Source organism: Entomospira culicis (genome assembly GCF_028748145.1).
Classification (GTDB): domain Bacteria; phylum Spirochaetota; class Spirochaetia; order WRBN01; family WRBN01; genus Entomospira; species Entomospira culicis.
The window spans coordinates 466,872-491,206 of record NZ_CP118181.1 but is presented as its reverse complement, the minus strand read 5'-3'; the positions used below and the strand labels follow the sequence as shown (position 1 = coordinate 491,206).

The 24,335-nt window shown below is 47.1% G+C and carries 24 protein-coding genes and 4 tRNA genes; 13 read left to right on the top strand and 15 right to left on the bottom strand.

The features are described from left to right. The first annotated feature begins 82 nt into the window (after positions 1-82). The 5 genes from PVA46_RS02310 to gap all read left to right on the top strand — a co-directional run bounded on the left by PVA46_RS02310 (position 83) and on the right by gap (position 6,448). Positions 83-2,056 (top strand): HDIG domain-containing metalloprotein, encoded by a 1,974-nt coding sequence (locus PVA46_RS02310; RefSeq protein ID WP_167695151.1) that lies wholly within the window; start codon positions 83-85, stop codon positions 2,054-2,056. Beyond that, complete coding sequence (ybeY, locus tag PVA46_RS02305) at positions 2,057-2,521, top strand: rRNA maturation RNase YbeY (protein WP_167695150.1); 465 nt, start codon at positions 2,057-2,059, stop codon at positions 2,519-2,521. Positions 2,522-2,537: 16 nt separating this feature from the next. After that, positions 2,538-3,314, top strand: a complete 777-nt coding sequence (locus tag PVA46_RS02300; RefSeq protein ID WP_167695149.1) for a hemolysin family protein — start codon at positions 2,538-2,540, stop codon at positions 3,312-3,314. Further along, complete coding sequence (locus PVA46_RS02295; RefSeq protein WP_167695148.1) at positions 3,301-5,289, top strand: tetratricopeptide repeat protein; 1,989 nt, start codon at positions 3,301-3,303, stop codon at positions 5,287-5,289. Before PVA46_RS02300 ends, PVA46_RS02295 begins: the two co-directional genes overlap by 14 nt. A 76-nt stretch (positions 5,290-5,365) precedes the next feature. Next, a complete protein-coding gene (gap, locus tag PVA46_RS02290) occupies positions 5,366-6,448 on the top strand; it encodes a type I glyceraldehyde-3-phosphate dehydrogenase (RefSeq protein WP_167695147.1) in 1,083 nt (360 codons plus the stop codon). A gap of 71 nt (positions 6,449-6,519) precedes the next feature. Here gap and PVA46_RS02285 read toward each other — a convergent pair whose 3' ends face one another. Then, on the bottom strand, positions 6,520-6,714 hold the full coding sequence (locus PVA46_RS02285) for a hypothetical protein (protein WP_167695146.1): 195 nt from the start codon (positions 6,712-6,714) through the stop codon (positions 6,520-6,522). A gap of 247 nt (positions 6,715-6,961) precedes the next feature. Here PVA46_RS02285 and PVA46_RS02280 point away from each other — a divergent pair, with 247 nt between their 5' ends. Then, positions 6,962-7,960, top strand: coding sequence for a class II fructose-bisphosphate aldolase (locus PVA46_RS02280; protein WP_167695145.1), 999 nt, complete (start codon positions 6,962-6,964; stop codon positions 7,958-7,960). Positions 7,961-8,012: 52 nt separating this feature from the next. On the opposite strand, the gene PVA46_RS02275 is transcribed toward PVA46_RS02280, so the two are convergent. The 3 genes from PVA46_RS02275 to lepB (PVA46_RS02265) all read right to left on the bottom strand — a co-directional run bounded on the left by PVA46_RS02275 (position 8,013) and on the right by lepB (PVA46_RS02265) (position 11,610). Beyond that, a complete protein-coding gene (locus tag PVA46_RS02275; protein ID WP_167695144.1) occupies positions 8,013-9,809 on the bottom strand; it encodes an alanine--tRNA ligase in 1,797 nt (598 codons plus the stop codon). Between the two features lie 65 nt (positions 9,810-9,874). Further along, complete coding sequence (lepB, locus tag PVA46_RS02270) at positions 9,875-10,549, bottom strand: signal peptidase I (RefSeq protein ID WP_274360310.1); 675 nt, start codon at positions 10,547-10,549, stop codon at positions 9,875-9,877. Between the two features lie 56 nt (positions 10,550-10,605). Next, entirely contained in the window at positions 10,606-11,610 is a 1,005-nt protein-coding gene (gene lepB, locus PVA46_RS02265; RefSeq protein WP_167695142.1) for a signal peptidase I, read from the bottom strand. 103 nt (positions 11,611-11,713) lie between these two features. Between lepB (PVA46_RS02265) and PVA46_RS02260 the strand changes: the two genes are divergently transcribed. Together PVA46_RS02260 and PVA46_RS02255 are read left to right on the top strand one after the other, a co-directional pair. Next, positions 11,714-12,511: an RNA methyltransferase gene (locus PVA46_RS02260; RefSeq protein WP_167695141.1), complete on the top strand. Its 798-nt coding sequence runs from the start codon at positions 11,714-11,716 to the stop codon at positions 12,509-12,511. A 48-nt stretch (positions 12,512-12,559) separates the two neighbouring features. Then, positions 12,560-13,060, top strand: coding sequence for an FKBP-type peptidyl-prolyl cis-trans isomerase (locus tag PVA46_RS02255; protein ID WP_167695140.1), 501 nt, complete (start codon positions 12,560-12,562; stop codon positions 13,058-13,060). 41 nt (positions 13,061-13,101) lie between these two features. On the opposite strand, the gene PVA46_RS02250 is transcribed toward PVA46_RS02255, so the two are convergent. Next, positions 13,102-13,174, bottom strand: a tRNA-Asn gene (locus tag PVA46_RS02250). A gap of 111 nt (positions 13,175-13,285) precedes the next feature. Between PVA46_RS02250 and PVA46_RS02245 the strand changes: the two genes are divergently transcribed. The 4 genes from PVA46_RS02245 to PVA46_RS02230 all read left to right on the top strand — a co-directional run bounded on the left by PVA46_RS02245 (position 13,286) and on the right by PVA46_RS02230 (position 17,779). After that, the gene (locus tag PVA46_RS02245; RefSeq protein ID WP_167695139.1) at positions 13,286-14,017 is read left to right on the top strand and encodes a hypothetical protein; all 732 of its coding nucleotides are present in this window, start codon (positions 13,286-13,288) and stop codon (positions 14,015-14,017) included. Positions 14,018-14,073: 56 nt separating this feature from the next. Then, positions 14,074-15,165: a 23S rRNA (adenine(2503)-C(2))-methyltransferase RlmN gene (gene rlmN / locus PVA46_RS02240; protein WP_167695138.1), complete on the top strand. Its 1,092-nt coding sequence runs from the start codon at positions 14,074-14,076 to the stop codon at positions 15,163-15,165. Positions 15,166-15,242: 77 nt separating this feature from the next. After that, positions 15,243-16,895, top strand: coding sequence for a putative manganese-dependent inorganic diphosphatase (locus tag PVA46_RS02235; protein ID WP_167695137.1), 1,653 nt, complete (start codon positions 15,243-15,245; stop codon positions 16,893-16,895). A gap of 71 nt (positions 16,896-16,966) precedes the next feature. Then, positions 16,967-17,779 carry a ZIP family metal transporter gene (locus PVA46_RS02230; RefSeq protein ID WP_212603840.1) on the top strand — a complete coding sequence of 271 codons (813 nt, stop codon included), beginning with the start codon at positions 16,967-16,969 and terminating at the stop codon, positions 17,777-17,779. 20 nt (positions 17,780-17,799) lie between these two features. Here PVA46_RS02230 and ruvC read toward each other — a convergent pair whose 3' ends face one another. The 10 genes from ruvC to PVA46_RS02180 form a co-directional block, all read right to left on the bottom strand. Beyond that, positions 17,800-18,294, bottom strand: coding sequence for a crossover junction endodeoxyribonuclease RuvC (gene ruvC / locus PVA46_RS02225; RefSeq protein ID WP_167695136.1), 495 nt, complete (start codon positions 18,292-18,294; stop codon positions 17,800-17,802). Then, positions 18,295-19,032, bottom strand: coding sequence for a YebC/PmpR family DNA-binding transcriptional regulator (locus PVA46_RS02220; RefSeq protein ID WP_167695135.1), 738 nt, complete (start codon positions 19,030-19,032; stop codon positions 18,295-18,297). Positions 19,033-19,122: 90 nt separating this feature from the next. After that, positions 19,123-19,599, bottom strand: a complete 477-nt coding sequence (locus tag PVA46_RS02215; RefSeq protein ID WP_167695134.1) for a J domain-containing protein — start codon at positions 19,597-19,599, stop codon at positions 19,123-19,125. An 85-nt stretch (positions 19,600-19,684) separates the two neighbouring features. Beyond that, on the bottom strand, positions 19,685-20,689 hold the full coding sequence (locus PVA46_RS02210; RefSeq protein WP_246226725.1) for a flagellar filament outer layer protein FlaA: 1,005 nt from the start codon (positions 20,687-20,689) through the stop codon (positions 19,685-19,687). 131 nt (positions 20,690-20,820) lie between these two features. After that, positions 20,821-21,255 (bottom strand): hypothetical protein, encoded by a 435-nt coding sequence (locus PVA46_RS02205; RefSeq protein WP_167695132.1) that lies wholly within the window; start codon positions 21,253-21,255, stop codon positions 20,821-20,823. 83 nt (positions 21,256-21,338) lie between these two features. Further along, positions 21,339-22,202 (bottom strand): peptide chain release factor N(5)-glutamine methyltransferase, encoded by an 864-nt coding sequence (gene prmC / locus PVA46_RS02200; RefSeq protein WP_167695131.1) that lies wholly within the window; start codon positions 22,200-22,202, stop codon positions 21,339-21,341. Positions 22,203-22,208: 6 nt separating this feature from the next. Then, positions 22,209-22,817, bottom strand: coding sequence for a hypothetical protein (locus tag PVA46_RS02195; protein ID WP_167695130.1), 609 nt, complete (start codon positions 22,815-22,817; stop codon positions 22,209-22,211). 107 nt (positions 22,818-22,924) lie between these two features. Continuing rightward, a tRNA-Lys gene (locus PVA46_RS02190) sits at positions 22,925-22,997 on the bottom strand. Between the two features lie 19 nt (positions 22,998-23,016). After that, positions 23,017-23,090 (bottom strand) — tRNA-Arg (locus PVA46_RS02185). Positions 23,091-23,097: 7 nt separating this feature from the next. After that, a tRNA-His gene (locus PVA46_RS02180) sits at positions 23,098-23,170 on the bottom strand. A gap of 109 nt (positions 23,171-23,279) precedes the next feature. On the opposite strand from PVA46_RS02180, the gene PVA46_RS02175 reads away from it, so the two are divergent. Next, positions 23,280-24,308: a lipid II:glycine glycyltransferase FemX gene (locus tag PVA46_RS02175; protein WP_167695129.1), complete on the top strand. Its 1,029-nt coding sequence runs from the start codon at positions 23,280-23,282 to the stop codon at positions 24,306-24,308. The last annotated feature ends 27 nt before the right edge of the window (positions 24,309-24,335 follow it).

Here is a 24,335-nt window from a genome sequence, read left to right as displayed (position 1 = left end):
AAATATATCGAATGCTTGCGCCTATCTATTGACTTTTTTATCGTTTCCCTTCAAAATACTAGCTATAGATACTAGGAGACATATGTTTAAGAGACCTTATCATGCAATATTCCTCTTCATGAATCCCCTCTTGCGTCAGAAATATTACTTACTCACCTATCTTCTTCTGCAAGCGTTATTCCTTATGCTAATTTTAACCTTTGCCCAAGGCCGCCCCATTTGGCACAACATCCACCACCGTTACAGCGAACAGAGTAATCATGCATTAATTCCAGTCTATCATAAAAGGAGCTCTCACCAAAGCCAACAGCACTTTGCCATTGTTAGACAGAGCGTCTTACAGTCGAACAACCCCAGCCTTCTGTTACGTCAGGTGTTAGCCAGCCCACAACTAGACTCCTTAGAGCTCAATCTCATACAAATGGAACAAATCTATACCATCAGTGAAGACATTTTAGCCCAAATCTACGCCATCGGCTACACTGGCAGAGAGCTCCCTAGAGAAGCCGAGCGAGGGGGATTTGTCCTCATTCGTGAAGATAACCATCACGATATGCTCTTATCCGCAAAAGAGCTCCTCACCATAGAGAACATCCATGGTTACATCGACCACGCGCTTTTACCCTATGACCTTGAAGTGCAACTCTTTGCCAAAGCACTCATTCACCTCTTCTTGCAACCCAACCTCAACTTTACCAACCTAGAACGCCATCAAATTACAGAAATATCACCCATTCTTCTGCAACAAGAACAAATAGGTTCCATCCTCTACATGCTCTTGATTACCGCGGCAATCATTGCCATTATTCATGCTCTCTATCGCGAAGCCATCATTAAACTCGATCGCCTCAAACCCATCGCCAAGCGCTACTACATGATACTCGCGATCGCCTTTATCGCCTTGATCTCCACCTTCTTTATTCTTACCTGGCAAGGCGCACCCTATAGAGTCCCCGCCGTCATGATGAGCCCAGCAATTGCCGTTAGCTTTGCCATCACCTTGCTCTTTGGCTACCGTATAGGACTCCTCTTCTCGCTCCATTATCTGCTCATCTTTGCACTGGCGGTACGCTTTGATATGCTCTCCATTATCTATCTGCTCATGAGCATGCCAGTTGCTATCTATCTTGCCCACCATGCAACCAATCGTAATCGCCTCTTTTTGGCCTCTTTTTGGCAAGCACTGCTCCAAGCGCTTGCGTTCTTTATTCTCGCCATGGTAAACGCTACAGAAGAGTTTGATCTGCCTAGTTTGATGGTTGCGATTGTCAGTGGACTCCTAGTCTCACCCGTTGCGCTCACCATCAGCCCAATCGTTGAACGGATGCTCAATCTGCCTACCAACTATCGCCTGCTCGATCTCTGCAACCTCAATGCGCCCACGCTAAGACGGCTACAATACCTCGCCCCCGGCACCTACACCCATAGCCTCAATGTAGCGATACTGGCGGAGAATGCCTGTCAACATATCGGCGCGAAAGGTCTTTTGGCGCGGGTGGGAGCCTACTATCACGATATTGGAAAGATGGAAAATCCTGAATACTTTGTCGAAAATCAACAAAAAGGCACCAACAAACACAACAGCATGCGCGCCAACCTCTCCGCGGCGATGATCCGTAGTCATGTGCGCATCGGTTATGAAATGGGCAAAGAGATTCGCCTACCCCAAGAGGTCTTGGATATTATTAGTGAGCACCATGGCGAGAGTCTGGTGAGCTTTTTCTATACGCGTGCTAAAGAAGAGCTTAGCGACCCCGAACAGAGCATCAATGAGGCGGATTTTCGCTACTCAGGACCGCGTCCGCGCAGTAAGGAGAGCGCCATTGTCATGCTGGCCGACTCAGTAGAAGCTGCCAGCCACACCCTCAAAAAGCCCAATCAAACCACCATCGCCAAGTTGGTAGACGATATTATTAGCCATAAAATTGAAACCAAAGAGCTACAAGATAGCCCTTTAGCTCTAAAGGATTTAGGCAAGATAAAATTCTCGCTCGTGCAATCGCTCATCGGGCAGTATCACCATCGTATTGAATACCCCAAAGGAGAGAAAGAGTAAATGATCGATATTTTTTATGAAGAGCCACTGCCCCCATCCATCCAACCATCAGCGTTAGAAGCGTTTGTGCAGGCAGTTGTTACTCATTTAAACATTAAAGAGATTTTTAGCCTAAGCTTTATCGACGCACAAGCCATGCAAGAGCTCAATCGCACCTACCGTGGCAAAGATTATCCCACCGACGTCCTCACCTTCACCCTGGAGGAGGAGCCAGACGATCCCTTTCTCCAACTCAGCCAAGACGACGAGCCCAAGAGTCTTGGCGACATCCTCATCTGTCTGGCAACCGTCGCCCAAAATGCACAAGAATTTAACGTCAGCCTCCACGAAGAGACCAAAAGAGTCATCATTCATGGAATTTTACACCTTTTAGGAAAAAACCACGCAACAAATGAGGCTAATGAGCCGATGCTTATAGAACAAGAACTTATCATGAAGGAGTTAAAAGAGCTAAGCTTGCAATAAGCTGCGTTCGACATTTATGGCTTTATTTAAAAATTGGATTTCGCAAAAAAAGAGACAAGAGGAACCCAAAGCAATTAGTGCCGAAAAAGAGAAGATGATCCAAGGCATTCTCTCCCTAGAAGAGACCAGCGCCATCGAAGTGATGGTGCCGCGCGTTGATGCCATCTTTCTCAATGCGGATAGCTCCTTTGAGGAGATCTTAACGATCATCTTAGATCACCGTTACTCGCGCTATCCCGTCTACAAAAATCGGGTAGACAACGTCATTGGTGTGCTTTATAGCAAAGATCTCATCCGCTATCTCTACAGCCAAGAGAGAGAGCCTTTCCAACTCGAACGCTACTGTCGCGAGCCATTCTTTGTTCCTGCAAGTAAAAAGCTCGACGGCTTATTACGTGAGTTCAAAAAACGCCATGTGCATATGGCTCTGGTCTTAGATGAGTACGGCGGAGTGAGTGGTCTTCTCTCACTGGAGGATATCATCGAGCAGATTGTTGGTAGCATTCAAGATGAATTCGACAACGAAACCGAAGAGATCCACAACCTCGGCAGCGGACACTACATGATCGACGCACGTATCGCCATTGACGAACTCAACGCGCTCTTGCATATGTCGCTTCCCAACGATAACTTTGACACACTCGGTGGATTTTTGTATAATCTTTTTGGCAGAGTCCCCGCCCTTCATCAAGAAGTGGAGTATGAGGATGCTCTCTTCATTGCCCGTGAGGTCGATGGACAAAAAATTAAAAGCGTAGAACTTATAAAGGATAGAAAACATGAAAAAGATTAGCCCCATTGTCGGTATACTGCTCTTCTCCTTCTTTGTCATCCCGATGAATTTTGCCCAAACGCAAATCGCTCCCCCGCAACAGAGCGCCATGGATCTCTACAAAGAGGGCTTAGCCGCCACCGAACGGCAAGATTTCTTTCAGGCGATTACCCTCTTTCGACGCGCCCTCAACATCAACCCCAACTATGCCGAAGCACGCCTACGCATCAGCGAAGTCTACTTTTTTCTTGGCGAATATCATGAAGTACTTAGCAACCTCAATCTCTACGATCGTCTTGCTAATAATGTTGATGCGAAAACGCTTCGCGCACGCGCCCACACCGGATTGGGTCAGAGTGGGCAGGCAAGAGCCATCTTTCAAGATGTCCTCTCCAAAGAGCCTAATAATGTTGATGCGCAATTTGGCATGGCAGAGGTCAACCTTTTAGAAGGCCGTAGCGATAACGCCATCGCATTGATCGAGAAGATGCTCAAAGAGCGCCCACAAAATCGTCGTGCGCTCCTTAGCCTTGCTCTCATCTTCGACGACAGACGCGAATTCCACCGCTCCACACCCTACATTCGTCAAGCTATCTTCTACTTTCCCCAAGATGCATTGGTACGTTTTCATGCAGGTCTTCACTACGAAAAACAGCTCAAGTGGCGCGAGGCACTCATTGAATATGATGCCGTCTATCGGATCAACCCTAACTTTCATCAATTAGCCATGCGTCGAAGTCAAGTGCTGATGGGGCTTACCCGTTATGATGAAGCGGTTAAAGTCTTAGAAGAGCTCATCAAAGGCCGTGGGCGAGAAGAGACCGAAGTCTGGGCGCTCCTTGCCGAGGCACTGGAACGATCGGGCGACCTCACCAAGGCATACAATGCCTATGTAGAGCTTCTTAAACTACAGCCTAGCCATGAGTTACATCGCTTAAGTGCAGAAGATTTTATCATGCGAAATTTTGCCATTGGCGATAAAGAGCGTAACACCTTTGCCAGCCAACGACGAGAACAAGCTCGGCTCCTCTCCCGTAATCTCGATAATACCCGCGCCTTGCAAAGCTATCGTCGCTCCCTCATTCTCAACCCCCACGACGCTCAAGCACGTTTTGAAATGGGTCGCATCTTTGCGCAACAAGGTTTTCCTTTAAGCTACGTCGATCAACTTCGCCTCCTCAAAGAGGAGGGCATTGCCACGCCAGAAATGCTCACCGTTTTAGCTCGCGAGGAGCGCCAAACCTATCCCAATCCTGCCAAAAAATTTGGTCTCTCCCACATGCCGATGGGGCGTCCCTTGCGTATTCTGGTTACGCGTATTCAAGGAGAATCGCTCTTGGGGCAATATGGTGTCGACGCGCTCCTACAACAAGTTTTTGTCGACAAAATGCGCTTTAACACCCGCTTCGAACTCACCGACGCAGGTGCTAGCCAAACCCAAAGTGAAGCTTGGCAAACCGCCTACAATCAACACATGGATTACAGCATTATTTTACGCTTTATCGAGCGCGATCGTCGCCTCTTTACCCAAGCCGATCTCTATATGGTCAACACCGGCACACTTATTCAGAGCTTCAGCCTCAACCGTACGGGGAATACGCGTATTGAAGATGCGATGAACGATATCATTAAAATGATCGACGCAACCATTCCGATCCGTGCGCAAGTGATGCGTCGTGAAGGATCTCGTATCTTAATTAGCGTTGGATCCCTGCACGGTGTCAAGACTGGCGATCAATTTATCATCATTGCAAAAGGCAATAGTCGCCTCATCAGTGGCGCACCCTACTTTGAAATCATCAACAACAGTGAGCTTGGGCGCGTAACCATCGACGAGTTGGGTGAGTTTAGCTCCGCAGGATCAGTGCAACCCACCGTGCGCCCCGATGTCATCACCACCGAAGATGAACTCTTTCTCCTCCGCGACCCCAACCAACTACCCCAATCAAGCTCCCCCGTGCTAGGAATTCCTGAAGGATTCTTCCTACTTCATTGACAGAGTTGGCGTTTTTGAGTATACTATTTTTGAGAAGATAAAATCTTTATTTTCACCTGAATAGGGGGATAGAAGTATGAAAGTAGCGATTAATGGTTTTGGTCGCATCGGACGTTTAGTTTTCCAAGCTTTGGTCAATCAGAAGCTCTTGGGCAAGGAAAAGAATCAAATTGATGTAGTAGCGGTTGTCGACATGTCGACTGACGCGGATTACTTCATTTATCAGCTTAAGTATGACTCAACACAAGGACAGATGAAAGCTAAATTTGAGTCGAAAAAGAGTAGCGATGGCTTAGACCACAACGACATCATTGTTGTTAATGGACACGAAGTTCGCTGTATCCAAGCTAGCCGTGAGGGTCTTAAAGTGCTTCCATGGAAAGAGCTAGGTGTTGACTATGTCATCGAGAGCACCGGTCTCTTTACCGACATGGACAAAGCTCATGGACACATCGAAGCCGGCGCGAAGAAAGTCGTTATCTCCGCTCCTGCTAAGGGTGGCGTAAAGACTATCGTTATGGGCGTGAACCACGAAGAGTATGATCCTAGTCAGCATAACATTGTCTCCAATGCTAGCTGTACGACCAACTGTCTTGCTCCTGTCGTTCATGTCTTGCTCGAAGAGGGCATTGGCATCGAGACTGGTTTGATGACCACGATCCATAGCTACACCGCAACCCAAAAGACTGTCGATGGCGTAAGCGCCAAAGATTGGCGTGGTGGGCGTGCTGCGGCTATCAACATCATTCCTAGCACCACTGGCGCTGCTAAGGCTGTAGGTGAAGTTCTTCCTGTAACCAAGGGAAAACTCACTGGTATGTCTTTCCGCGTGCCTACGCCTACGGTATCTGTGGTTGACCTTACCTTCCGCACCGAGAAGAAGACCTCCATCGCGGAGATCGACAAGCTCATGCAGAAGGCTAGCAAGAGCTACCTCAAAGATATTCTTGGTTATGCCGACGAAGAGTTGGTCTCCACCGACTTTATCCACGATGCACGATCGAGTATCTACGACAGCCTTGCTACCAAGCAAAACAACCTTCCTAACGAAGAACGTTTCTTCAAGGTTGTCTCTTGGTACGACAATGAGTGGGGTTACTCCAATCGTGTTGTCGATCTCGTCAAGTACATGGCGCAGAAAGACGGCATCATGAATTAATCTCTCTTAAAGAGAAAAGAAGACCTCACCAGCAGGTGAGGTTTTTTCTTTCTAAAACACAAAAAAGAATCCTAAAAATCCTTCTCTTGTACCGTCTTACGCTTGTCGCGCTTGGCATTCTCGATGGCAGCATCACAAAGCTCCCTTACGCGGTCAGACAAGATATCGATCACCTTCTCCGAGCACTTCATCCCATCGCTCTTCTCTTTTATATAGCTCTTCACTTTAGAACGAACCACGAGAGCTTCTTTGTTTTCATCTTCCATACGTTTACCTTCCTACAAAGCTTCATTATGCTAAAATAACCAACCAACTATTGCTAGTCGGTCTTTTCTGGTTTAGAGTAGCACATTTTTCAAAAAACTACAACTCAATTTATTAGCTTTTGAGAAAATTTATGGTAAATTCAATATATTTAAGCGCGGACCTAGTGCTATTTTCTTCGAAATATTGTATAATTAATTTAGGCGCTCGCAGCGAGAGCCAATATGTATTTTTTAGGAGAGTCAATATATGGTTAGTTACAAAGATTTAGGTTTGGTAAACACCAAAGACCTATTCGCTAAAGCCATGGCTGGCAAGTATGCGATTCCTGCCTACAACTTCAATAATCTAGAACAACTTCAAGCCATCGTTCAAGCCTGTGTCGAGACCAAGAGTCCCGTCATTTTACAAGTTTCTTCGGGTGCACGCAAGTATGCCAACGCGACCTTGCTTCGCAACATGGCTAAAGGTGCCACCGAATATGCTAAAGAGCTCGGATACGATATCCCTATCGTCCTTCACCTAGACCATGGCGACAGCTTGGCGCTCTGCAAAGAGTGTATCGAGTCTGGCTTCTCGTCCGTTATGATCGATGGTAGCCACCTTCCTTACGAAGAGAACGTTGCACTGACCAAGCAAGTGGTTGATTTTGCTCATAGTCAAGAGCACTACGTAACCGTTGAAGGTGAGCTTGGTATCCTTGCTGGTATCGAAGATGACGTGGTTGCCGAGCATCACACCTACACCGAGCCCGATGAAGTCGAAGATTTCGTCAAGCGTACCGGTGTTGATAGTCTTGCTATCTCGATTGGAACCAGTCATGGTGCCACCAAATTCACCCCCGATCAATGTACCCGCAATGCCGATGGCGTCTTGGTTCCACCAGAACTCCGCTTCGACATTCTCGAAGAGATCGAAAAGCGTCTTCCTGGTTTCCCTATCGTTCTTCACGGATCTTCTAGCGTACCCATGGAGTACGTACGCATCATCGAGCAATTCGGTGGCAAAGTGCCTGATGCCGTTGGTATTCCAGAAGAACAACTTCGCCGTGCCGCTGCTAGCGCTGTCTGTAAAATCAACATCGATTCCGACGGTCGCCTTGCTATGACTGCGATGATCCGTAAGGTTTTCGCCGAGCAACCATCCGAATTCGATCCGCGCAAATACCTCGGGCCTGCACGTGATGAGCTCAAAAAACTCTACATGTACAAGAATCAAAACGTTCTTGGTTCCGCAGGAAAAGCGTAAATTTTTTACGCGTCTATATAAAGAAAGAGACCGCAAATGCGGTCTCTTTTGATTAATCCACTAAAATCGCTTTGATGCGTCGCACCCCACGGCTACTGGATTGCTCCTTGACAATTTTGAATTTGCCTAACTCGCCAGTATGTTCCACATGTGGCCCACCACAGACCTCAACGGAAAAGTCGCCCATGCGGTAGACCTTCACCTTTTCATCATAACGACCTTCAAACATTGCCTGTGCGCCGATATTTTTTGCCTCTTCAATCGACATCACTTCAAACCCAATAGGTAAATTCGCCTCAATTTGTGCATTCACCAACGCCTCTACTTGTACGATTTGCTCTTCGCTTAACTTATCATTCCAGTTAAAATCGAAACGTAAACGCTCTGGCGTAATATTACTACCCGCCTGATGCACGCCATCGCCCAAGACACGCCGTAATGCCTCATTCAGTAAGTGTGTCGCCGTATGATAACGCGTGCTGGCCATGCTATCATCCGCCAAACCACCCTTAAAGAGCTTATCCGCGCCCGCTTTACTTGCCTCTTGATGCTTGGCAAAGGCCGCATCAAACTCTGTACGATCGACACCTAAGCCATGCTCGCGCGCTAACTCCTCGGTCAACTCAATCGGAAACCCATAGGTATCGTAGAGCTTAAAGGCCAAGCGACCACTCATCATCTTTTGCGGATTTTTCAATAAAGAGGGCAACATTTTGAGAAATTCACGCTCGCCTTGCATCAGTGTGCGACTAAATTGTTCTTCTTCTAAGCGTAACTCGTCATGCAAAAAATTACGCTTATCTTGCATTTCTGGGTAACTATTTCGATAAATATCTAGCACGACATCGGCAAGCTGTGGCAAAAATGATACCTCAATGCCCAGTTTCCGCCCAAATCGAACCGCACGACGAATCAAACGGCGCAAGATATACCCCTGCCCCACATTGCTTGGGCGAATGCCACGCTCATCACTCATAATCATAGTAGCGGTTTTAATATGATCGGCGATCACACGAAAGGCTTTCGTCGTCTCTTCGCTCTCTTCGCCAGTATAGCGATGACCCGAAATCTCTTCAATTTTCTGGATAATCGGTTGAAAGAGTTCGGTATCGTAGACATTTTTTTTACCCAACAAGAGACAGAGGGTACGCTCCAAACCCATGCCTGTATCGATATTTTTCATCTTTAAAGGAAGATAAGATCCATCCTCTTGCTTGTCGTACTCCATAAAGACATCGTTCCAAATCTCAATGTACTTGCCACAACTACAACCCGGTCGACACTCGGCGCTACAGGGCTCTTTTTCGGTATCTAAAAACATCTCGCTATCAGGCCCACAAGGGCCGGTCTGTCCGGCGGGTCCCCACCAATTATCCTCGCGTCCTAAAAAGTAGATACGCTCAGGAGCGATGCCCATCTCTTGCCATAAGCGCGCCGACTCCTCATCACGGGGAACCTCATCATCGCCGGCAAACACCGTAACATGCAACCGAGAAGGGTCGATACCCAAGTAATCTGGCGAGGTTAAAAATTGATAGCTCATCGCAATCATCTCTGATTTAAAGTAGTCGCCTAAGCTCCAGTTGCCCAGCATCTCAAAAAACGTTAAGTGATGCGCATCACCAACACTCTCAATATCGCCTGTGCGGATACACTTTTGCACATCGGTCAAACGTCGCCCCGAAGGATGAGGCTCACCCAGAAGATAGGGCACCAATGGATGCATGCCCGCCGTGGTAAAAAGCACTGTGGGATCGTTTTCCGGTATTACCGATCGACCAGAAATCTCCACATGATCATGCTGTGTAAAAAAGCCAATAAATAATCTTCGTAATTTCTCTGCATTCATAACTATATTATAGCTAGAGTCTTGCTCTTTGACAAGGGCGTATTTTATATTAGCAGGAAGTTGTTCTACCGACCCAAGTACTTAAAGAGTACCACCGCATGGATGTCGCGTTTTGTGATGAGACCAAAATTGCGGCTATCGTTAATAAGCGTACGGTTATCGCCTAGAACAAAGTATTCATCCTCGCCTAGGAGATACTCAACCAAATCACCCGAGAAAGGCGAGAAGGGCAACCAATCTTCTCGACGCAAGGGCGTTGTAATCTCATATTGTAACGATGAGGCCTCAAATTCGCTCACAAAAAAGGTGTGCGAGGGAGTCTGGACAAAGACCTCATTGCCCTCTAGCCGAATCCGATCCCCCGGCAGGGCAATCACGCGCTTCATCATGAGATGGGGAATGCCACTGCGCTCTTTTTTACTCTTAATCCAGAAAAAATTACCCGAAATAAAGCGTAACCCCGGATTGAACAAGTACCCTAGCCATGATTGCTCCTCCTTCTCCTGATGCGTTTGCAATAAGACAACGTGCCCTCGCTTAATCTCTTTATTAAGAGGTAAATGATCATAAAAATCACTTAAGCCAAAGGCATTTGCCATCACCATACTACCCTTAGGATAATAGGGCGACATCCCCTCCGCTTCAACCCGATAAGTGGCCACGAGAGCAAACTTTGTAAAGGTTAAAAGCGCAATCAAAAGAAAAATAAAGAGTACATAGCGAAAGATCTGCTTTATCATCGCGCGAGTTTGTTGATACGAATGTTTGCGAAATTTAACCTTCTTTCTCATGGTGTTTAGTGAATTCCACCTATTCTATCCCAAGGCCACATACGTAAAAATGCCCTACCTTGTACTATTTTTTGTGGAATAACCCCAAAGTAGCGCCCATCTAAAGAGTTGTCGCGATTATCGCCCAAGGGCAAAACATAGCCATGTGGGACATAGATCCCACGATTATGGCGGTAGTAATCATCCAACTTCTCTTGACGGTTTGCATAAATCATCATGCTGGCTAAACTCCTAGGAAAAGGATTGCCTTGCGTGATGCGCCCTAAATAACGGGTGCGCTCTTGAGAAAATTCTTCAAATCGCTCTAAATGAGCGGGTAGGGTTAAGCGTAAATCGCGATAGATCGAATACTCCGCGAGCTTGGCAACCAGTTCGCTATTATCTTGTGTGTACCCACGTTGCGTATAATAGGAGATGTTATTGACCCGTTGAAAGAAGTGTTCAGGAAGCTCAAAGCTCTCACCTTCGCCCTTAATGAAGAGTTCCCCATCACGGAAAATTAGGCGATCACCGTTGTAGCCGACAGCACGCTTAATCAAAAGATCAATAGGCGGATTGCCTTGTGCATCACGCCCGATGTCTACAGAAGTTAAAGAAATATAAAAGAGGAATCGACGTAGTGTCTCAAAGATAACCCCTTTGCTCTCATAATCGGGATTGGGGAACGTGATGATCTGTCCACGCACCACAGGATTAATGGCAGGCAAATGTTTGTCCACCCCAAGCCAAATTTCAGGACCATAATGGAATTTGTCGACAAAAATACGATCATCTGGGAGCAACGTTGTGTTCATCGACTCTGAGGGAATCACATAGGCTTGAATCACGTATAAATTAAGTAAAAAGACAATCAATAAGGTGCTGGGGATACTTGTAAGGAGATCAAGGAAAAACCCTTTACGCCGTGATCGCTCACGCGACAACATTTTATGTCGCTTGCGCCATGTTAACATTTTCTCGGTCTTCTCTAGTAAAAAATCGCCTAGTTTATCTTCTTTGTCCACACTCATGCGTCAAATCATACCACAACCACGCACTTTTGACAAGAGTCCTCTTGCGAAAAAGCCTTGCGCTATCTTGCCTAAAGCCATAAAATATGGTACGATGATAGCTATGTCTTGTGCAAAATATGTAACTGTTTTAGAGAATATTACCATTGTTTTAGTACGACCCGAAGGGCAAGCCAACATTGGCGCCATCTGCCGAGCGATGAAAGCGATGGGCGTGCACCGTCTTCGCATTGTCGATATGCAGAGTCCTGAGGACTTAACCGCTATCCGCACGTGGAGTTTGAGCGCATTTGATATCTATGAAAACGCCCAACACTTCGCCACTCTGCCCCAAGCGCTTGCCGACATGACCCTTGTGGTGGCCACCAGCCGACGGTTGGGTAAAAATCGTAAATTTTTTAGCCTCACTGCCAAGGAATTTGCGCAAAATCTCCCGCAGTACGCCAATAGCCACGTGGCGATTCTCTTTGGCAACGAGAAAAATGGTCTCAATGAAGAAGAGGTCGACCTTGCCCATCAGCTTCTCTACATCCCCACCAGCGATCAATACCCCAGCCTCAATCTCGCGCAGGCCGTACAGCTTGTCTGCTATGAGCTCTATCAACACAACTGCGCGACGCATATTCACTTTCACCCCATTAGCGCGCCCGAAACGCAACAGTTAGCCCAAACCATCACCAATCAACTCGACAGCATTGGCTTCTTCGCCATCTCCAGAGAGAACGGCGAGCGCCATCTCTTTAACTTTTGGCACGCGATCATCGCGCGCGCACAACTCTCGCAAAAAGAGGCGATCTTCTTAGAAAAAATGATGCGCCAGCTCACCCACATGAAGCCCAAAGAGAGCCTCAAAAGCTCCCCAAACAAAGAAGATAAGCAATCACCCGATGGATTAAATTGATCAAAAGGTGTATGTTTAAGATAAAAATATCTCCTTGGAGGATATACCATGAAAATTTCTCACAATAGTGCTGTAATCTTTAACTACAGCATTAAGGACGAACACGGCACGCTCTTAGAGTCGAACGCCAATGAACATGTCGGCTACATTCACGGTAGCGGAACCACGCTCCCCGGTTTTGAGGCTGCCCTCGATCAAAAAGAGGCCGGTTACACCACCACCATCGTGCTCTCCCCAGAAGAGGCCTTTGGGCATCACGACGAGAGCCTCATCATTCAGGTACCCATCGACGACTTTCATGGACAAGATTTAAGTCTCAATATGGAATTTGTGATGGACGAGGGCGAAGCCGACGAAGCAGGCACCATCGTCTGGCGCATTAGCGAGCTAGGCGACGAAACCGTTACCCTGGATGGCAACCACCCCTATGCCGGTAAGACGCTTACCTTTGATATTGAGGTAAAAGAGGTGCGTACCGCCACCGACGAAGAGCTTGAACATGGGCATCTGCACTTTGAAGGCGATGAACATCACCATCACGACAACTAAGCAAATAAAAAAAGAGTTCTTATTGCAAGAACTCTTTTCTACTCCTCCTGTTGGACTCGAACCAACGACCCAAGGATTAACAGTCCTTTGCTCTACCAACTGAGCTAAGGAGGAATATCCTTATGTTCCCTATCATAGCACACCCTAAAAATTTTGTCAATAGCTAACTTCGCAAAAATCGATCAACCCTTGCCTTTTTTTGCTCTTTTTGCTATGCTGAAGAGCATGAACGATGCTAGCTCTTTACATCTATTAAGCGAACTGCCTCCCATCCGTCGATCGCGTGGGGGCTATCTGTATACCCAAAACGGCGAACGCCTCCTCGATCTCTGGCTGAATAATGCCACTATTCTTCAGGGACATCAACCAGCAGGACTACTGACTGTCGCCAAAAACGCCCTCGCCCAAACCTTCATTCACCCCTATCCCTCGCATTGGCACCAACGCGCTATCCAAGCCATTCAAATAACATTCGATGCTCACGCGGTACACATTGCCCCCCACCGCGCGCTCTGCATGCATGAACCTTGGCATCATCACCCCAAAGGATATTATCTCTTACGTGCGGGTATCCCTCTACCAAAGGATTGCACCATCGCGCAATTGGCACTTCCGCTCTCTGGCTATGCGTGCTATCTGCTTATCGATAAAAATGCCAAAAACGAACTTCCCACCGCAGAAATTTTACCTGCCTATTTAGCGCGGACACTCTTGCGTATGCTAACGCACTTGCTAAATTTCACCCCAGAAATCACCCCAATAACCTCCACCAATTTTAGCCAACATCACGCCTACTTCACCTACAACCAGACCTCCATCGATAGCCACCAAGCGCTCTTTCGCTTAGCTCTTAAAGAGAAGATTCTCCTTCCACCCTCGCCTCAGGCAACGGGGTTATGGCTACCGCATCTCTTCTCGGCAGGACAAAATCAGACGATAAAAGCGATCTTATCGTAATATTTTACCCCCATCTGCATTGATTTTTCTTGCCACTTTAGCTACAATAAGAAGCTATGAAGAAGATTAATATCGATATATTACAATATAATTATGCAGAAATCGTCGAACTTTTTGCATCTAAATACAAAAAGCGCGAATACCACGCCAAGGCATTTTGGCAACAGCTCTACCGCCAAGGGACACCTCATGTGATGCACTTGCCCGAATTTGCCCAAAATCAAGCCGTGGCTAAGCGCATCGCCGAAGAAATTCCCCTAGATCTCCCCGAGGCGAGCTTTGTGGAAGAGGTTGAAGGTAATATTAAATTCCGTCTCACGCTTGCCGACGGGAATTTCTGTGAAGGCGTGGTGATCGCGATGAGTAGCTACAAAAGCCTCTGCATCTCCAGCCAAGTAGGCTGTGGACGTGGCTGTAAATTTTGTGCCACCGGACAGATGGGACTCACACGCAACCTCACCGTGCAAGAGATTATCGCGCAGTACTTCTTTGCCCGCTTCACCTTGAAGCAACCAATCAAAAACATCGTCTTTATGGGCATGGGTGAACCGATGGACAATTTTGATGCCGTCATCAAAGCCATCGATATTCTCTCCGACCAACGCGGAATTCGTATCCCCACCAAATTTATCACCATCTCCACCGTCGGCGAAGTAGCGGGATTACGTAAACTCGAAGCACTCATGCAAGCCGATATCGACCAAGAAAACCAGCGTCAAGCAGGCACGCCCGCGCCCACCTGCTATCGTAATATCAAATTGGCCATTAGCTTACACGCCCCCACCAACGCCCTGCGTTCTAGCATCATGCCCGTCAACGATCGCTACCCCGTGGAAGAGCTCAAAGCCGTCCTCCAGAGTATCCCGATTAAGCGCAAATACCACGACCTCTTCATCGAGTACACCCTCATCCCAAACGTCAATGACAACGCCCAAGCGCTCGCGGAGTACCTCAAAGATCTCCCCTGTGTCGTCAATCTTATCGCCTATAATCCCGTTCCCAACCTCACCTTTACTCGCCCCACTATCGCCCAAATGGAACAATTTAAGCGCGAACTGGAGAGCTTTGGACAAGTGGTTCGCTGGCGAAGAAGCCGTGCCGACGAAATCCTGGGCGCATGCGGACAACTTGGCGCAACCTCGCTCTAAATCAACGTTAATCTTTAAAAAAAGAATCGCCAAATCCTCTCTTTCGTGGTATAATAGGAGCAAAAGAGAGGAATTTTATGTCAACAGCCTACAAGCAAATTTATGTGGTGGGGCATCGCAACCCCGACGCCGACTCCCTCATCAGTGCCCACGCCTATGCTAATCTCAAGCAGTTGCAAGGAAATAGTAACGTCATTGCCATCCGCAGTGGCGTTGCCAATAGCCAAAGCGAGTATATTTTTCAACGCTTTAATGCGCCCCTCCCGCTCCTCTTACCCGACGTTATTCCCAAAGTGATGCACTTTATGCAAGCCGATCCGATAACCATTCACTATCAGCGTAGTCTCTGGGACGCTCTGCAGATCATCACCCAAGAGCAAATCGATACCCTGCCCGTCGTCGATGATGAGCGTCGCTACCTCAAGCTTCTGTGCTACGAGAGCATCTCGCTCTACATCATGCAAAAGACCACCGCTTCCTTACGATCGTTGCTCATCTCTAGCCTCGATCTTATTCAATCCACATTGAAAGCGCAACCCATCACCGCCTTCAGCCCTACCAAAATTCAGGGATACACGCTACTGGTTGCCTCCTCCTACTCCTCGACATTTAAAGAAGAGTTCGACCGCGAAGATCCCCAGACGCTTATCGTCCTTATCGGCGATCGTATCGATCTTCAGCGCTACATTATCGAACGCAAAGTGGCCATCATCATCGTAACCAACAACTATATTATCCACCCCGATCTACAAACTCTCGCCCAAGAACATGGCGTCTCTATCCTCATCAGTGCCCACGACGCCACCACCACCTCGATCATGCTCCTCTACAGCGTACCCGTTGGACATGCGGCATTGGAGACCCCCGCAGTTGATTATGACGATACCACCGCCAAGGCAAAAAATCGTATTGAACACTCCACTGCGCGCGCCGTAGCAGTCGTCAACCAAGAAGCAGAAGTCATCGGATTACTCAAAGAGATCGATCTCAATCGCCGTCCCAACATCGCGCTTATTCTCGTGGACCATAATGAATTAAGCCAAGCCATTAGTGGCGTAGAGCATGTCGATGTCCTTGAAGTGATCGACCACCATCGCTTAGGAGGCTTCAAAACCAACATCCCCATTACCTTTATCAATCAAACTGTCGGCTCCACCTCCACCATCGTGGCGAATCTCTACAAAACCCAACATACCCCACTCGATCGCACCACTGCTTCGCTGTTGCTCTGTGGCATTTTAAGCGACACCCTCGGCCTAAAGAGCGCCACCACCACGCAAATCGACCGCGACACCGCTCGCTACTTAGCCAGCCTCACGCAAATCGACATTACAACTCTAAGCCAAGAGCTCACCGAAGCCTCAAACCACATCATGCACCGTAGCCCCAGCGAGGTTATTGGGATGGATAGAAAAGAGTATCAAGAAGACGATTGGAAATTCTTCGTAAGCCAAATCGAAACTAGCAACCCCGACTTCTTTCTCCATAACAAAGCACAATATATCGATCTCCTTACAAGTCAGATGGCAGACGAAGAGGCGCTCTTCTGCGGTCTGCTCATCACCGACACCACCTCCCTCTCTAGCTACCTCATCATCACCGCGCAAGAGAATTTTATCTCGCTCATTCCCTACCCCAACCACAGCGATCACGTCTACTTTCTCCAAGATGTCCTCTCTCGTAAAAAACAACTCATCCCCATGCTCACCGAGATCATTTCCACGCTCTAACCTAGACAAGAATACAAAAATTTGCTACATTAAACACGCATCATTTAATAAAAAGAAAGGATCCAATAGATATGATAGAATGGTTTTCAGCAATTAACCCCGTCCTTGCCGCGCTTATCGGTGGGACATTTACGTGGTTCGCTACCGCCTTTGGTGCGATGTTTGTCTTCTTTTTTAAACATCTCAATCGTAAATTACTCGATGCTTCTCTGGGCTTTGCCGCCGGTGTGATGATCGCAGCGAGTTTTTGGTCGCTCCTAGACCCAGCCCTCGAACTCAGCGAAGAGCTTGGCTATATCCCTTGGCTGTGGCCTCTTGTCGGCTTTCTCAGTGGTGGTATTTTCCTACGAATACTCGATTTATCTTTACCTCACATGCATCGCTATATGCGTAAAGGCGAAGAGACCGAAGGTCCACAAAGCTCGCTAAGTAAAAATATGCTCATGATTATCGCTGTTACCATCCACAACATTCCAGAAGGATTGGCCGTAGGTGTTGCCTTCGGGGCAACCGCGATCTTTCCACAAGTAACCATCGCGGGAGCTATCGCGCTAACCGTAGGTATCGGTATCCAAAATATCCCCGAAGGTTTCGCCGTATCGATGCCCCTGTTAGAAGAGAAAATGACCAAACGACGCGCCTTCTTTTGGGGTCAAGCCTCCGGGAGCGTCGAAGCCATTGCCGCAGTGGTGGGTGCGCTCTTAGTAATTCAGATGCAAGCCATTCTTCCCTTTGCCCTAGGTTTTGCTGCCGGAGCAATGATCTTCGTCGTCATTGAAGAGGTTATTCCCCAAAGCCAGAGCGCAGGTAACAACGATCTCGCTACAGGCGGTGGCATGCTCGGTTTCGCCATCATGATGTTTCTGGATGTCTCCTTGAGTTAATCTTCTCGCGATATTTTACATTACGTTAATCGATCACTCACCGCCGGTACACCATACGCGTAACTTATCGCAATGGCAAGCGCATCGGCTGCATGGTCGGGCTTAGGAATCTCTTCGAGTTTAAGCAAAAGTTTCACCATCTGCTGAACCTCACCCTTTTTCGCCATACCATTACCCGTAACGGCCTGTTTAATAGTATTGGGAGCAAAGCTCTTGATGGATACATTTTGTTGTATAGCAAGAAGTAAAATCACTCCCCGTACATGCGCAACAGGAAGCGCAGAACTCACATTTTTGCTAAAAATAAGCGCCTCGTTCGCCAATGCCTCGGGGGTATATTTATCGAACAACTTAACTAAATCTTGATAAATAGAGAATAGACGTTCAGGCATGGAAAACGCGGCATCCGTAGTAATCACCCCGTGAGCAATATGGCGCATACGTTGTGGCGTTTGCGCCTCAATCACCCCCCAACCTAAATGTTTTAGACCGGGGTCAATGCCTAAAATAATCAATTAACCCAAATCCATCGAGGGATCGATTGCTAAATTGGAAAAGACCGTCTGTACGTCATCATCGTCCTCAAGCTTATCGATTAACTGGAGAACTTTCAGTGTCTTCTCCTTATCAAGCATCACTTTTTGGTCGCTAATCATGCTAATTTCCGCATTAAGCGTCGGAATCGCACGCGCCTCTAATGCATCCAAAAATGCCCCAAACCCACTAGGCTCAATAAGAACCTCAATGCTCTCGCTCTCTACCTGCACATCTTCAGCGCCCATCTCGATAGCAAGCTCCTCTAGCATATCGGCATCTACTTTATCCTTCGCAAAGAGAACAACCCCCATACGCTTAAATTGATAACTCACCGCGCCGGTCGTTGCCATCTGCCCGCCAGCCTTAGTCAAAATACTCTTGACGTTCGCTGCTGTACGATTTTTATTATCACTTAGGGTTTCAATGATAAGACCAACACCACCACTAGCGTATCCTTCATAAACTAGCTCAACATAATCAGCCCCACCAGCCTCACCAGATCCCTTTTTAATCGCTTTTTCGATGTTATCTTTAGGCATGTTCGCTGCGCGCGCCTTCAATACGGCAGTGCGCAACTTAGCATTACTCTCCACATCGGCACCATCCTTAGCGGCAATCACAATCTCTTTGATAATTTTGGTGAAAATCTTACCACGCTTAGCATCCGCAGCGCCCTTTTTGTGCTTAATCGTACTCCATTTACTATGTCCTGACATGAATCAATACACTCCTTCTCCAACCACTCAACCGGTTTAATGTTAGCTATAGTTTATCATATTATATCAACTTATTCAAGATACTCAAGATTAACGCATACGAATTCGCAAGATGCTTAATAAAAATAAGATCAGAAGAATAGGCCAAAATATCAAGGCGATCGCTAAAAAAAGAGCGATAATACCAAAGGTAATGAGTACGTGTAATAACGAGCCCCCAGCCGAAGCACGCGGGCGCGAGGAGCGATAGGTGTAAAAGTGATAACGTTGTTGCGAAGAGCGCTGAAAAGGATCACCAGCTGAGAAGGATGAATTTCCGCTAAAGTTTTGTTGCATATAGAGTTGGTTGTCATACTTTTTGCGTAGATTTTCATCTTTTAACGTGGTGTATGCGTTAGTGATCTCTTTCATCTTCTCGGTCATGCTTGCTTGCTGACTAGCGGGCAAACCATTTAAACGATCAGGATGATATTTCATTGCTAACGACTTATACGCCTTACGAATCTCCTCCGAAGAGGCCTCTTTGCTTACGCCGAGAATATCATAATATGTGCTTCCTACTGCCATGCTATTTAGTATACCCGATTTTGAAAAAAAAGACAATGAGAGCAGAGGCTCTCATTATCTCTAAAGATCTCATTAAGAGTAAAGATTACTCCTCATTTACCTCAGATGGGCGACGATCATTTACAGGAATCGCACCATGAGCTGGGAAAGTTTGTGGACGAGTGGTGTCCATGAGCTTAGCTTGAGTAAACTCGTAAACCAAGCGCTCACCAAGACGGCGAAGCTCAATCTTCATGCGGGACATTTCACGATCACGAATAATGTTCCAAACAGCCTCATCATCGATATCTACAGGCACGTCATCACGTACTGCTTTGTCAAAAACAAGCACGATGTCATCGATGTAAGCGATAAAATCACCGCCCATGTTGTGTCCACTGCGGTAGAACTTAATACCATTCAACTTGATGTAAGGAACGGTGTAAGGATAGACAGGAAGACGGCGAAGGTCGCGTTGGCGTACTTCGAAAGCATAGGAAGGGTTAGTCCAAGTAAGGGTCTTCCAACCATCGAAGTCTAAGCTACCCATAGGAATCTCTTCAACACGACCACCGATGCGCTCAAGAAGAATGCTAACGGAGTGTGGGAAGTTGAGACCACGGATGTTCATCTCGACCATTTTAAGGATACCAACGTTGTTGACAATACCACGTCCGACGAATTCATTTTCGTCGAAGTAATTGCGTTGCTCGCCATCTTCCTCAATGCCACCTTCAATCAACGTAGGGTTGATGGCTGGTACTGGAAAGGGAGGACGAACGACTGCATTGGCATTGTTCGAACCGTTGCTTGGAAAGTGCACACGCACACCCATCACTGTCTTGCCACGCGCTGAGGACTCAACTGGGCGAGCAGTGGTTAAACGATCTGCCACGACATTGCGAGCAGAACCATTCAATGTTACAACCCAGTTTTGAAGGGCGTATGATGTCTTCATCATATCCTTCTCTTCTTGGGTGTAAGTCTGTCCAGCGTGAACGCTGTAATCAAAAGTGGTCTCTGCATGCTGACCATCATCACCAGCAACGAAATCGCCAAAATTAATTAGCTGTGCTTCTTCTGCTGTCACGAAACTAGCAGCGAATAGCATGGCGACACCACTTAACGCTAAAATTCGTTTCATTTATACGCTCCTTACCTATAAAAAATATCTTGTAGAAGCATAGTGTATCACTATCTTCCAAATCAATTATCGTCCAAAATTCTCAATAACTCAAACCATCAGGCAATTCCTTTGTCGATCACTAACGAAAAAGGGGCTAACTCAGGAAAGTTGAAGTTTAAGCCATACTCAACAAGCTCCATATCGAGAGTTAAATCGCCACGGAAATGCACGATTTCGGGCCAAGTTACCACCACCACACTTTGATGAGGTAAAAGATGCACCGCACGTACATGCGCAAGACCGTCAAAGATGGGCCGCATGTTGCCGTTGGCAGGGCGACTCAACAATGCTAGCAGGTAAAAACGAATCGCATCTTCAACCTGACTCTGCCCTTTTTGGGCAAGAATACTCCCTTCTTTGCGCTGTTTTGCTTCGTTAAAAAAGAATAATACCCGTGCATGGTAACTATCAAACTTACCTACGGCGAGGGCACTTACCGTAAACATTGCGCCGGCAACAAGAAGAAAAATCACTATGGCAATATTTCGCATGCTTTAACCATCCTCATCACATCTTCCATTATACATCTTTTTTCAAAATGCGTCTAGTAACCTACTATATAAAATGCAAAATCTTATCTTAAAAAAGCCCATATTACGCGCGCGCTTCCCGCCAAATCCTTTTCTATAAAGATGTTGGGAAAGTTAGCCTGACGTAGCGCCTGTGCCAGATGGGGCATCTGCTCGCTGCTTGCCTCCAAAAAGAGTGCTTGTACGCGCCCTTTAGCCTGCTCAATTAGTTGATAAATGAGTCCAAGACCACCGTCGCCGACTTCCACTTCACCATCTAGTGCCAAAGCAGGTTCGCGCCACAAAAGCTCCATGCGCTCTTGGGTCTCTGCTCTCGTAAGATAGGGTAAATTCGAGACTAAAATATCCGCATCCCCCCCATCGTCCCACAAATTACCCACAAAAAAGTGCACTTCACTGCGTAGAGAAGCTTTCAAGTTTGTATGATTTTTCGCAAAAACCGCATAGGCATCAGCGCTCACATCACTAGCGATAATCATTTTATGCTCCAACTCACAAGCTAGCGTAAGTGCGATTGCCCCACTGCCAAAACCCACCTCACGGATGCGTTGCACGGCATGCGTTTGCGCGTATTGAATAACCGCTTCCACTAGAATTTCCGTATCTGGACGGGGGATTAAAACACGCTCATCCACATAAAAATTCCTGCCGTAAAACTCCTTGTAACCTAATAAATACGCTACAGGATAACCAGCTAGGCGCTTCTCCAAGAACTCCTGAAATTGCGCATAAATCGCATCACTCACCAATCCATGAGGATCGTTCGCCAACAGTGCCGTACGACTACAACCCATGCTCCTCGCCAAAAGCAACTGCGCATCCAATAGTGGACTCTCTGATATCGGTGCTAATGCCAAACGGGCACTCTCTAAAAGAGTGCCAATTACATAATCATCTTTATTGAACATAAAAAATTATTTAAGTTGCTCCATCAGGTATAAATGCACCAGTTCAAGTTGATTCTGATCTAAAATAAACGCCTCACGTGTAATATCAGTCTGACTATCAAAAAGATGAAGCTCTAAATAATTAGAATTTTTCATCTCACGCAACACCTGTTCGTTTAAATCCATCTCCATATGAAAGACCTCCTCACGCACAAGCGTTGGCATCGGGGTGCGACGATAGCGCCCTTGCAACCATAAATTCCCGCCCATACTCACCGGACGTTGCAACTGTGGTGGCTTCATTCCCAACTGCGGATTTGCCCGCCCCATAAACTCGTTACTAGGATCCCCTTTTACATAACGAAAGCCACGCTCCTTCACATCCTGCACGCTCCAAAGGTAGGTACCCTTCGCAAAACGCAAGGCTATCGTATCAAACTCTACCAACGGCTCATGCATGATATACTCTAAAATGAAGCGATTCTCTTCGCCTTCAGTTTCACGGATAAGTCGTACCGCGCGCGTACCATTGTCTGCACTCCACTCCAGCGCGATCTCTCGCCCAATCGGGGTACTGGCATGAAGCATACTGATCGAAACAATAAAAACTAGCGCTAATTTAATCATGTTTTTCATAAAAAACTCTCCTCCCTTACAATAATCAAAAAAATCACAAGTGTCTATAAAAGATAGACAAAAAAAAGAGAGGCAAGCCGATAAAAGCTTAACCTCTCTTGATAAAGTGAGCCGCAAAGGGATCGAACCTTTGACCAACAGATTAAGAGTCTGTCGCTCTACCAGCTGAGCTAGCGGCCCATGTTTTAAAAATTCCAAACGCACCCGGTAGGATTCGAACCCACGACCTACAGATTCGAAGTCTGTCACTCTATCCAGCTGAGTTACGAGTGCATAGGAGGGTAAGCGACGGGACTTGAACCCGCGACAACCAGAATCACAATCTGGGGCTCTACCGACTGAACTACGCTTACCATGTCTGCTACTATCATATCAAAAAGATTTTTTTTTGTCAAGAGCCTTTCCCCATTTTTCCTTAGGTGTGCTTGCCAAATGCCTCTTTTTATGGCATAATATTGCTATATGAGTCAAGTTACCCTATTTAGAGAGCCTCTTTTGGCGAGCAATAACTTTCTACAAACTGAATTTTGGGCCTATTTTAAAGAGAATTTTGGCTGGCAGGCGCACACCTTTCGCCTTAATATCGAGGGCGCGGATCCTACCTTCATCCTCGTGCTTACGCGATCTCTCGCGCCAACCCTTACCCTTGCCTACGTACCTCACCCCAACCTTAACCACCTCGATCCGCAGGCAATCCCGAGCATCCTCAAGCAGACCGCAAAGCTCATGAAGCGCCATATTCCTGACCTCTTTTTGGTGCGATGGGATCTCAACCTACCGCGCACCCAAGGAGCCATCACCCACTTTCGTAGCTATCTCAAGGATCTTCCTAGCCTCTCGATCCAACCAGCCGACACCACTATCCTCAACCTCCAGCCCGATCTCGAAACGATCCTAGAGAAGATGCACAAAAAGACACGTTATAATATCCGTCTTGCCGAAAAGAAGGGGGTCAAAATCGTCCAAGCGCCCATCCACGATGTCGTTAAGTGGTACGACCTCTACAAAGAGACCGCTAAACGCGACGGCATCACGATACACTCCCTTGCCTACTACCAGAAATTCTTTCAAGTCTCCCACCAGCACCACTACTATCCCAAAGCCCAACTCCTGCTGGCCTACCACGACGACGATCTGCTTGCGGGTATTATTCTCCTCTTCACCGATACCCACGCCACCTACGTCTACGGCGCAAGTAGCAACCACAAACGCAACCTGATGCCCAGCTACGCCCTGCAGTGGCAGGCCATCCAGCTTGCCAAAGAGAAGGGGTGCACCGCTTATGACTTCTTTGGTCTGCCCCCCGAACCCAACCCAGACCACCCGATGTTCGGACTCTATCAATTTAAGGTTGGCTTTGGTGGCGATATCCACCACTACATGTCCATTTGGGATGCGCCAACGAGTTGCTTGCGCTATCGCCTCTACCGCTTGGCCGAGGCATTGCGCGCGCTACGCAAGCATCGCCACAAAAAGCATCTTAAACGATAATTTTTTGTCAAAGGGCTTGACATTTTT

What these genes read in the sequence shown, in the direction of transcription:
- PVA46_RS02245 (WP_167695139.1), top strand. Translation starts at nt 13,286, where the DNA reads ATGAACGATGCTAGCTCTTTACATCTATTAAGCGAACTGCCTCCCATC.
- PVA46_RS02295 (WP_167695148.1), top strand. Translation starts at nt 3,301, where the DNA reads ATGAAAAAGATTAGCCCCATTGTCGGTATACTGCTCTTCTCCTTCTTT.
- PVA46_RS02255 (WP_167695140.1), top strand. Translation starts at nt 12,560, where the DNA reads ATGAAAATTTCTCACAATAGTGCTGTAATCTTTAACTACAGCATTAAG.
- PVA46_RS02300 (WP_167695149.1), top strand. Translation starts at nt 2,538, where the DNA reads ATGGCTTTATTTAAAAATTGGATTTCGCAAAAAAAGAGACAAGAGGAA.
- gap (WP_167695147.1), top strand. Translation starts at nt 5,366, where the DNA reads ATGAAAGTAGCGATTAATGGTTTTGGTCGCATCGGACGTTTAGTTTTC.
- PVA46_RS02235 (WP_167695137.1), top strand. Translation starts at nt 15,243, where the DNA reads ATGTCAACAGCCTACAAGCAAATTTATGTGGTGGGGCATCGCAACCCC.
- PVA46_RS02280 (WP_167695145.1), top strand. Translation starts at nt 6,962, where the DNA reads ATGGTTAGTTACAAAGATTTAGGTTTGGTAAACACCAAAGACCTATTC.
- PVA46_RS02285 (WP_167695146.1), bottom strand. Translation starts at nt 6,714, where the DNA reads ATGGAAGATGAAAACAAAGAAGCTCTCGTGGTTCGTTCTAAAGTGAAG.
- PVA46_RS02205 (WP_167695132.1), bottom strand. Translation starts at nt 21,255, where the DNA reads ATGCGAAATATTGCCATAGTGATTTTTCTTCTTGTTGCCGGCGCAATG.
- PVA46_RS02215 (WP_167695134.1), bottom strand. Translation starts at nt 19,599, where the DNA reads ATGGCAGTAGGAAGCACATATTATGATATTCTCGGCGTAAGCAAAGAG.
- PVA46_RS02275 (WP_167695144.1), bottom strand. Translation starts at nt 9,809, where the DNA reads ATGAATGCAGAGAAATTACGAAGATTATTTATTGGCTTTTTTACACAG.
- PVA46_RS02310 (WP_167695151.1), top strand. Translation starts at nt 83, where the DNA reads ATGTTTAAGAGACCTTATCATGCAATATTCCTCTTCATGAATCCCCTC.
- PVA46_RS02260 (WP_167695141.1), top strand. Translation starts at nt 11,714, where the DNA reads ATGTCTTGTGCAAAATATGTAACTGTTTTAGAGAATATTACCATTGTT.
- PVA46_RS02220 (WP_167695135.1), bottom strand. Translation starts at nt 19,032, where the DNA reads ATGTCAGGACATAGTAAATGGAGTACGATTAAGCACAAAAAGGGCGCT.
- rlmN (WP_167695138.1), top strand. Translation starts at nt 14,074, where the DNA reads ATGAAGAAGATTAATATCGATATATTACAATATAATTATGCAGAAATC.
- PVA46_RS02175 (WP_167695129.1), top strand. Translation starts at nt 23,280, where the DNA reads ATGAGTCAAGTTACCCTATTTAGAGAGCCTCTTTTGGCGAGCAATAAC.
- PVA46_RS02210 (WP_246226725.1), bottom strand. Translation starts at nt 20,689, where the DNA reads ATGCTATTCGCTGCTAGTTTCGTGACAGCAGAAGAAGCACAGCTAATT.
- PVA46_RS02230 (WP_212603840.1), top strand. Translation starts at nt 16,967, where the DNA reads ATGATAGAATGGTTTTCAGCAATTAACCCCGTCCTTGCCGCGCTTATC.
- lepB (WP_167695142.1), bottom strand. Translation starts at nt 11,610, where the DNA reads ATGAGTGTGGACAAAGAAGATAAACTAGGCGATTTTTTACTAGAGAAG.
- PVA46_RS02195 (WP_167695130.1), bottom strand. Translation starts at nt 22,817, where the DNA reads ATGAAAAACATGATTAAATTAGCGCTAGTTTTTATTGTTTCGATCAGT.
- prmC (WP_167695131.1), bottom strand. Translation starts at nt 22,202, where the DNA reads ATGTTCAATAAAGATGATTATGTAATTGGCACTCTTTTAGAGAGTGCC.
- ybeY (WP_167695150.1), top strand. Translation starts at nt 2,057, where the DNA reads ATGATCGATATTTTTTATGAAGAGCCACTGCCCCCATCCATCCAACCA.
- lepB (WP_274360310.1), bottom strand. Translation starts at nt 10,549, where the DNA reads ATGATAAAGCAGATCTTTCGCTATGTACTCTTTATTTTTCTTTTGATT.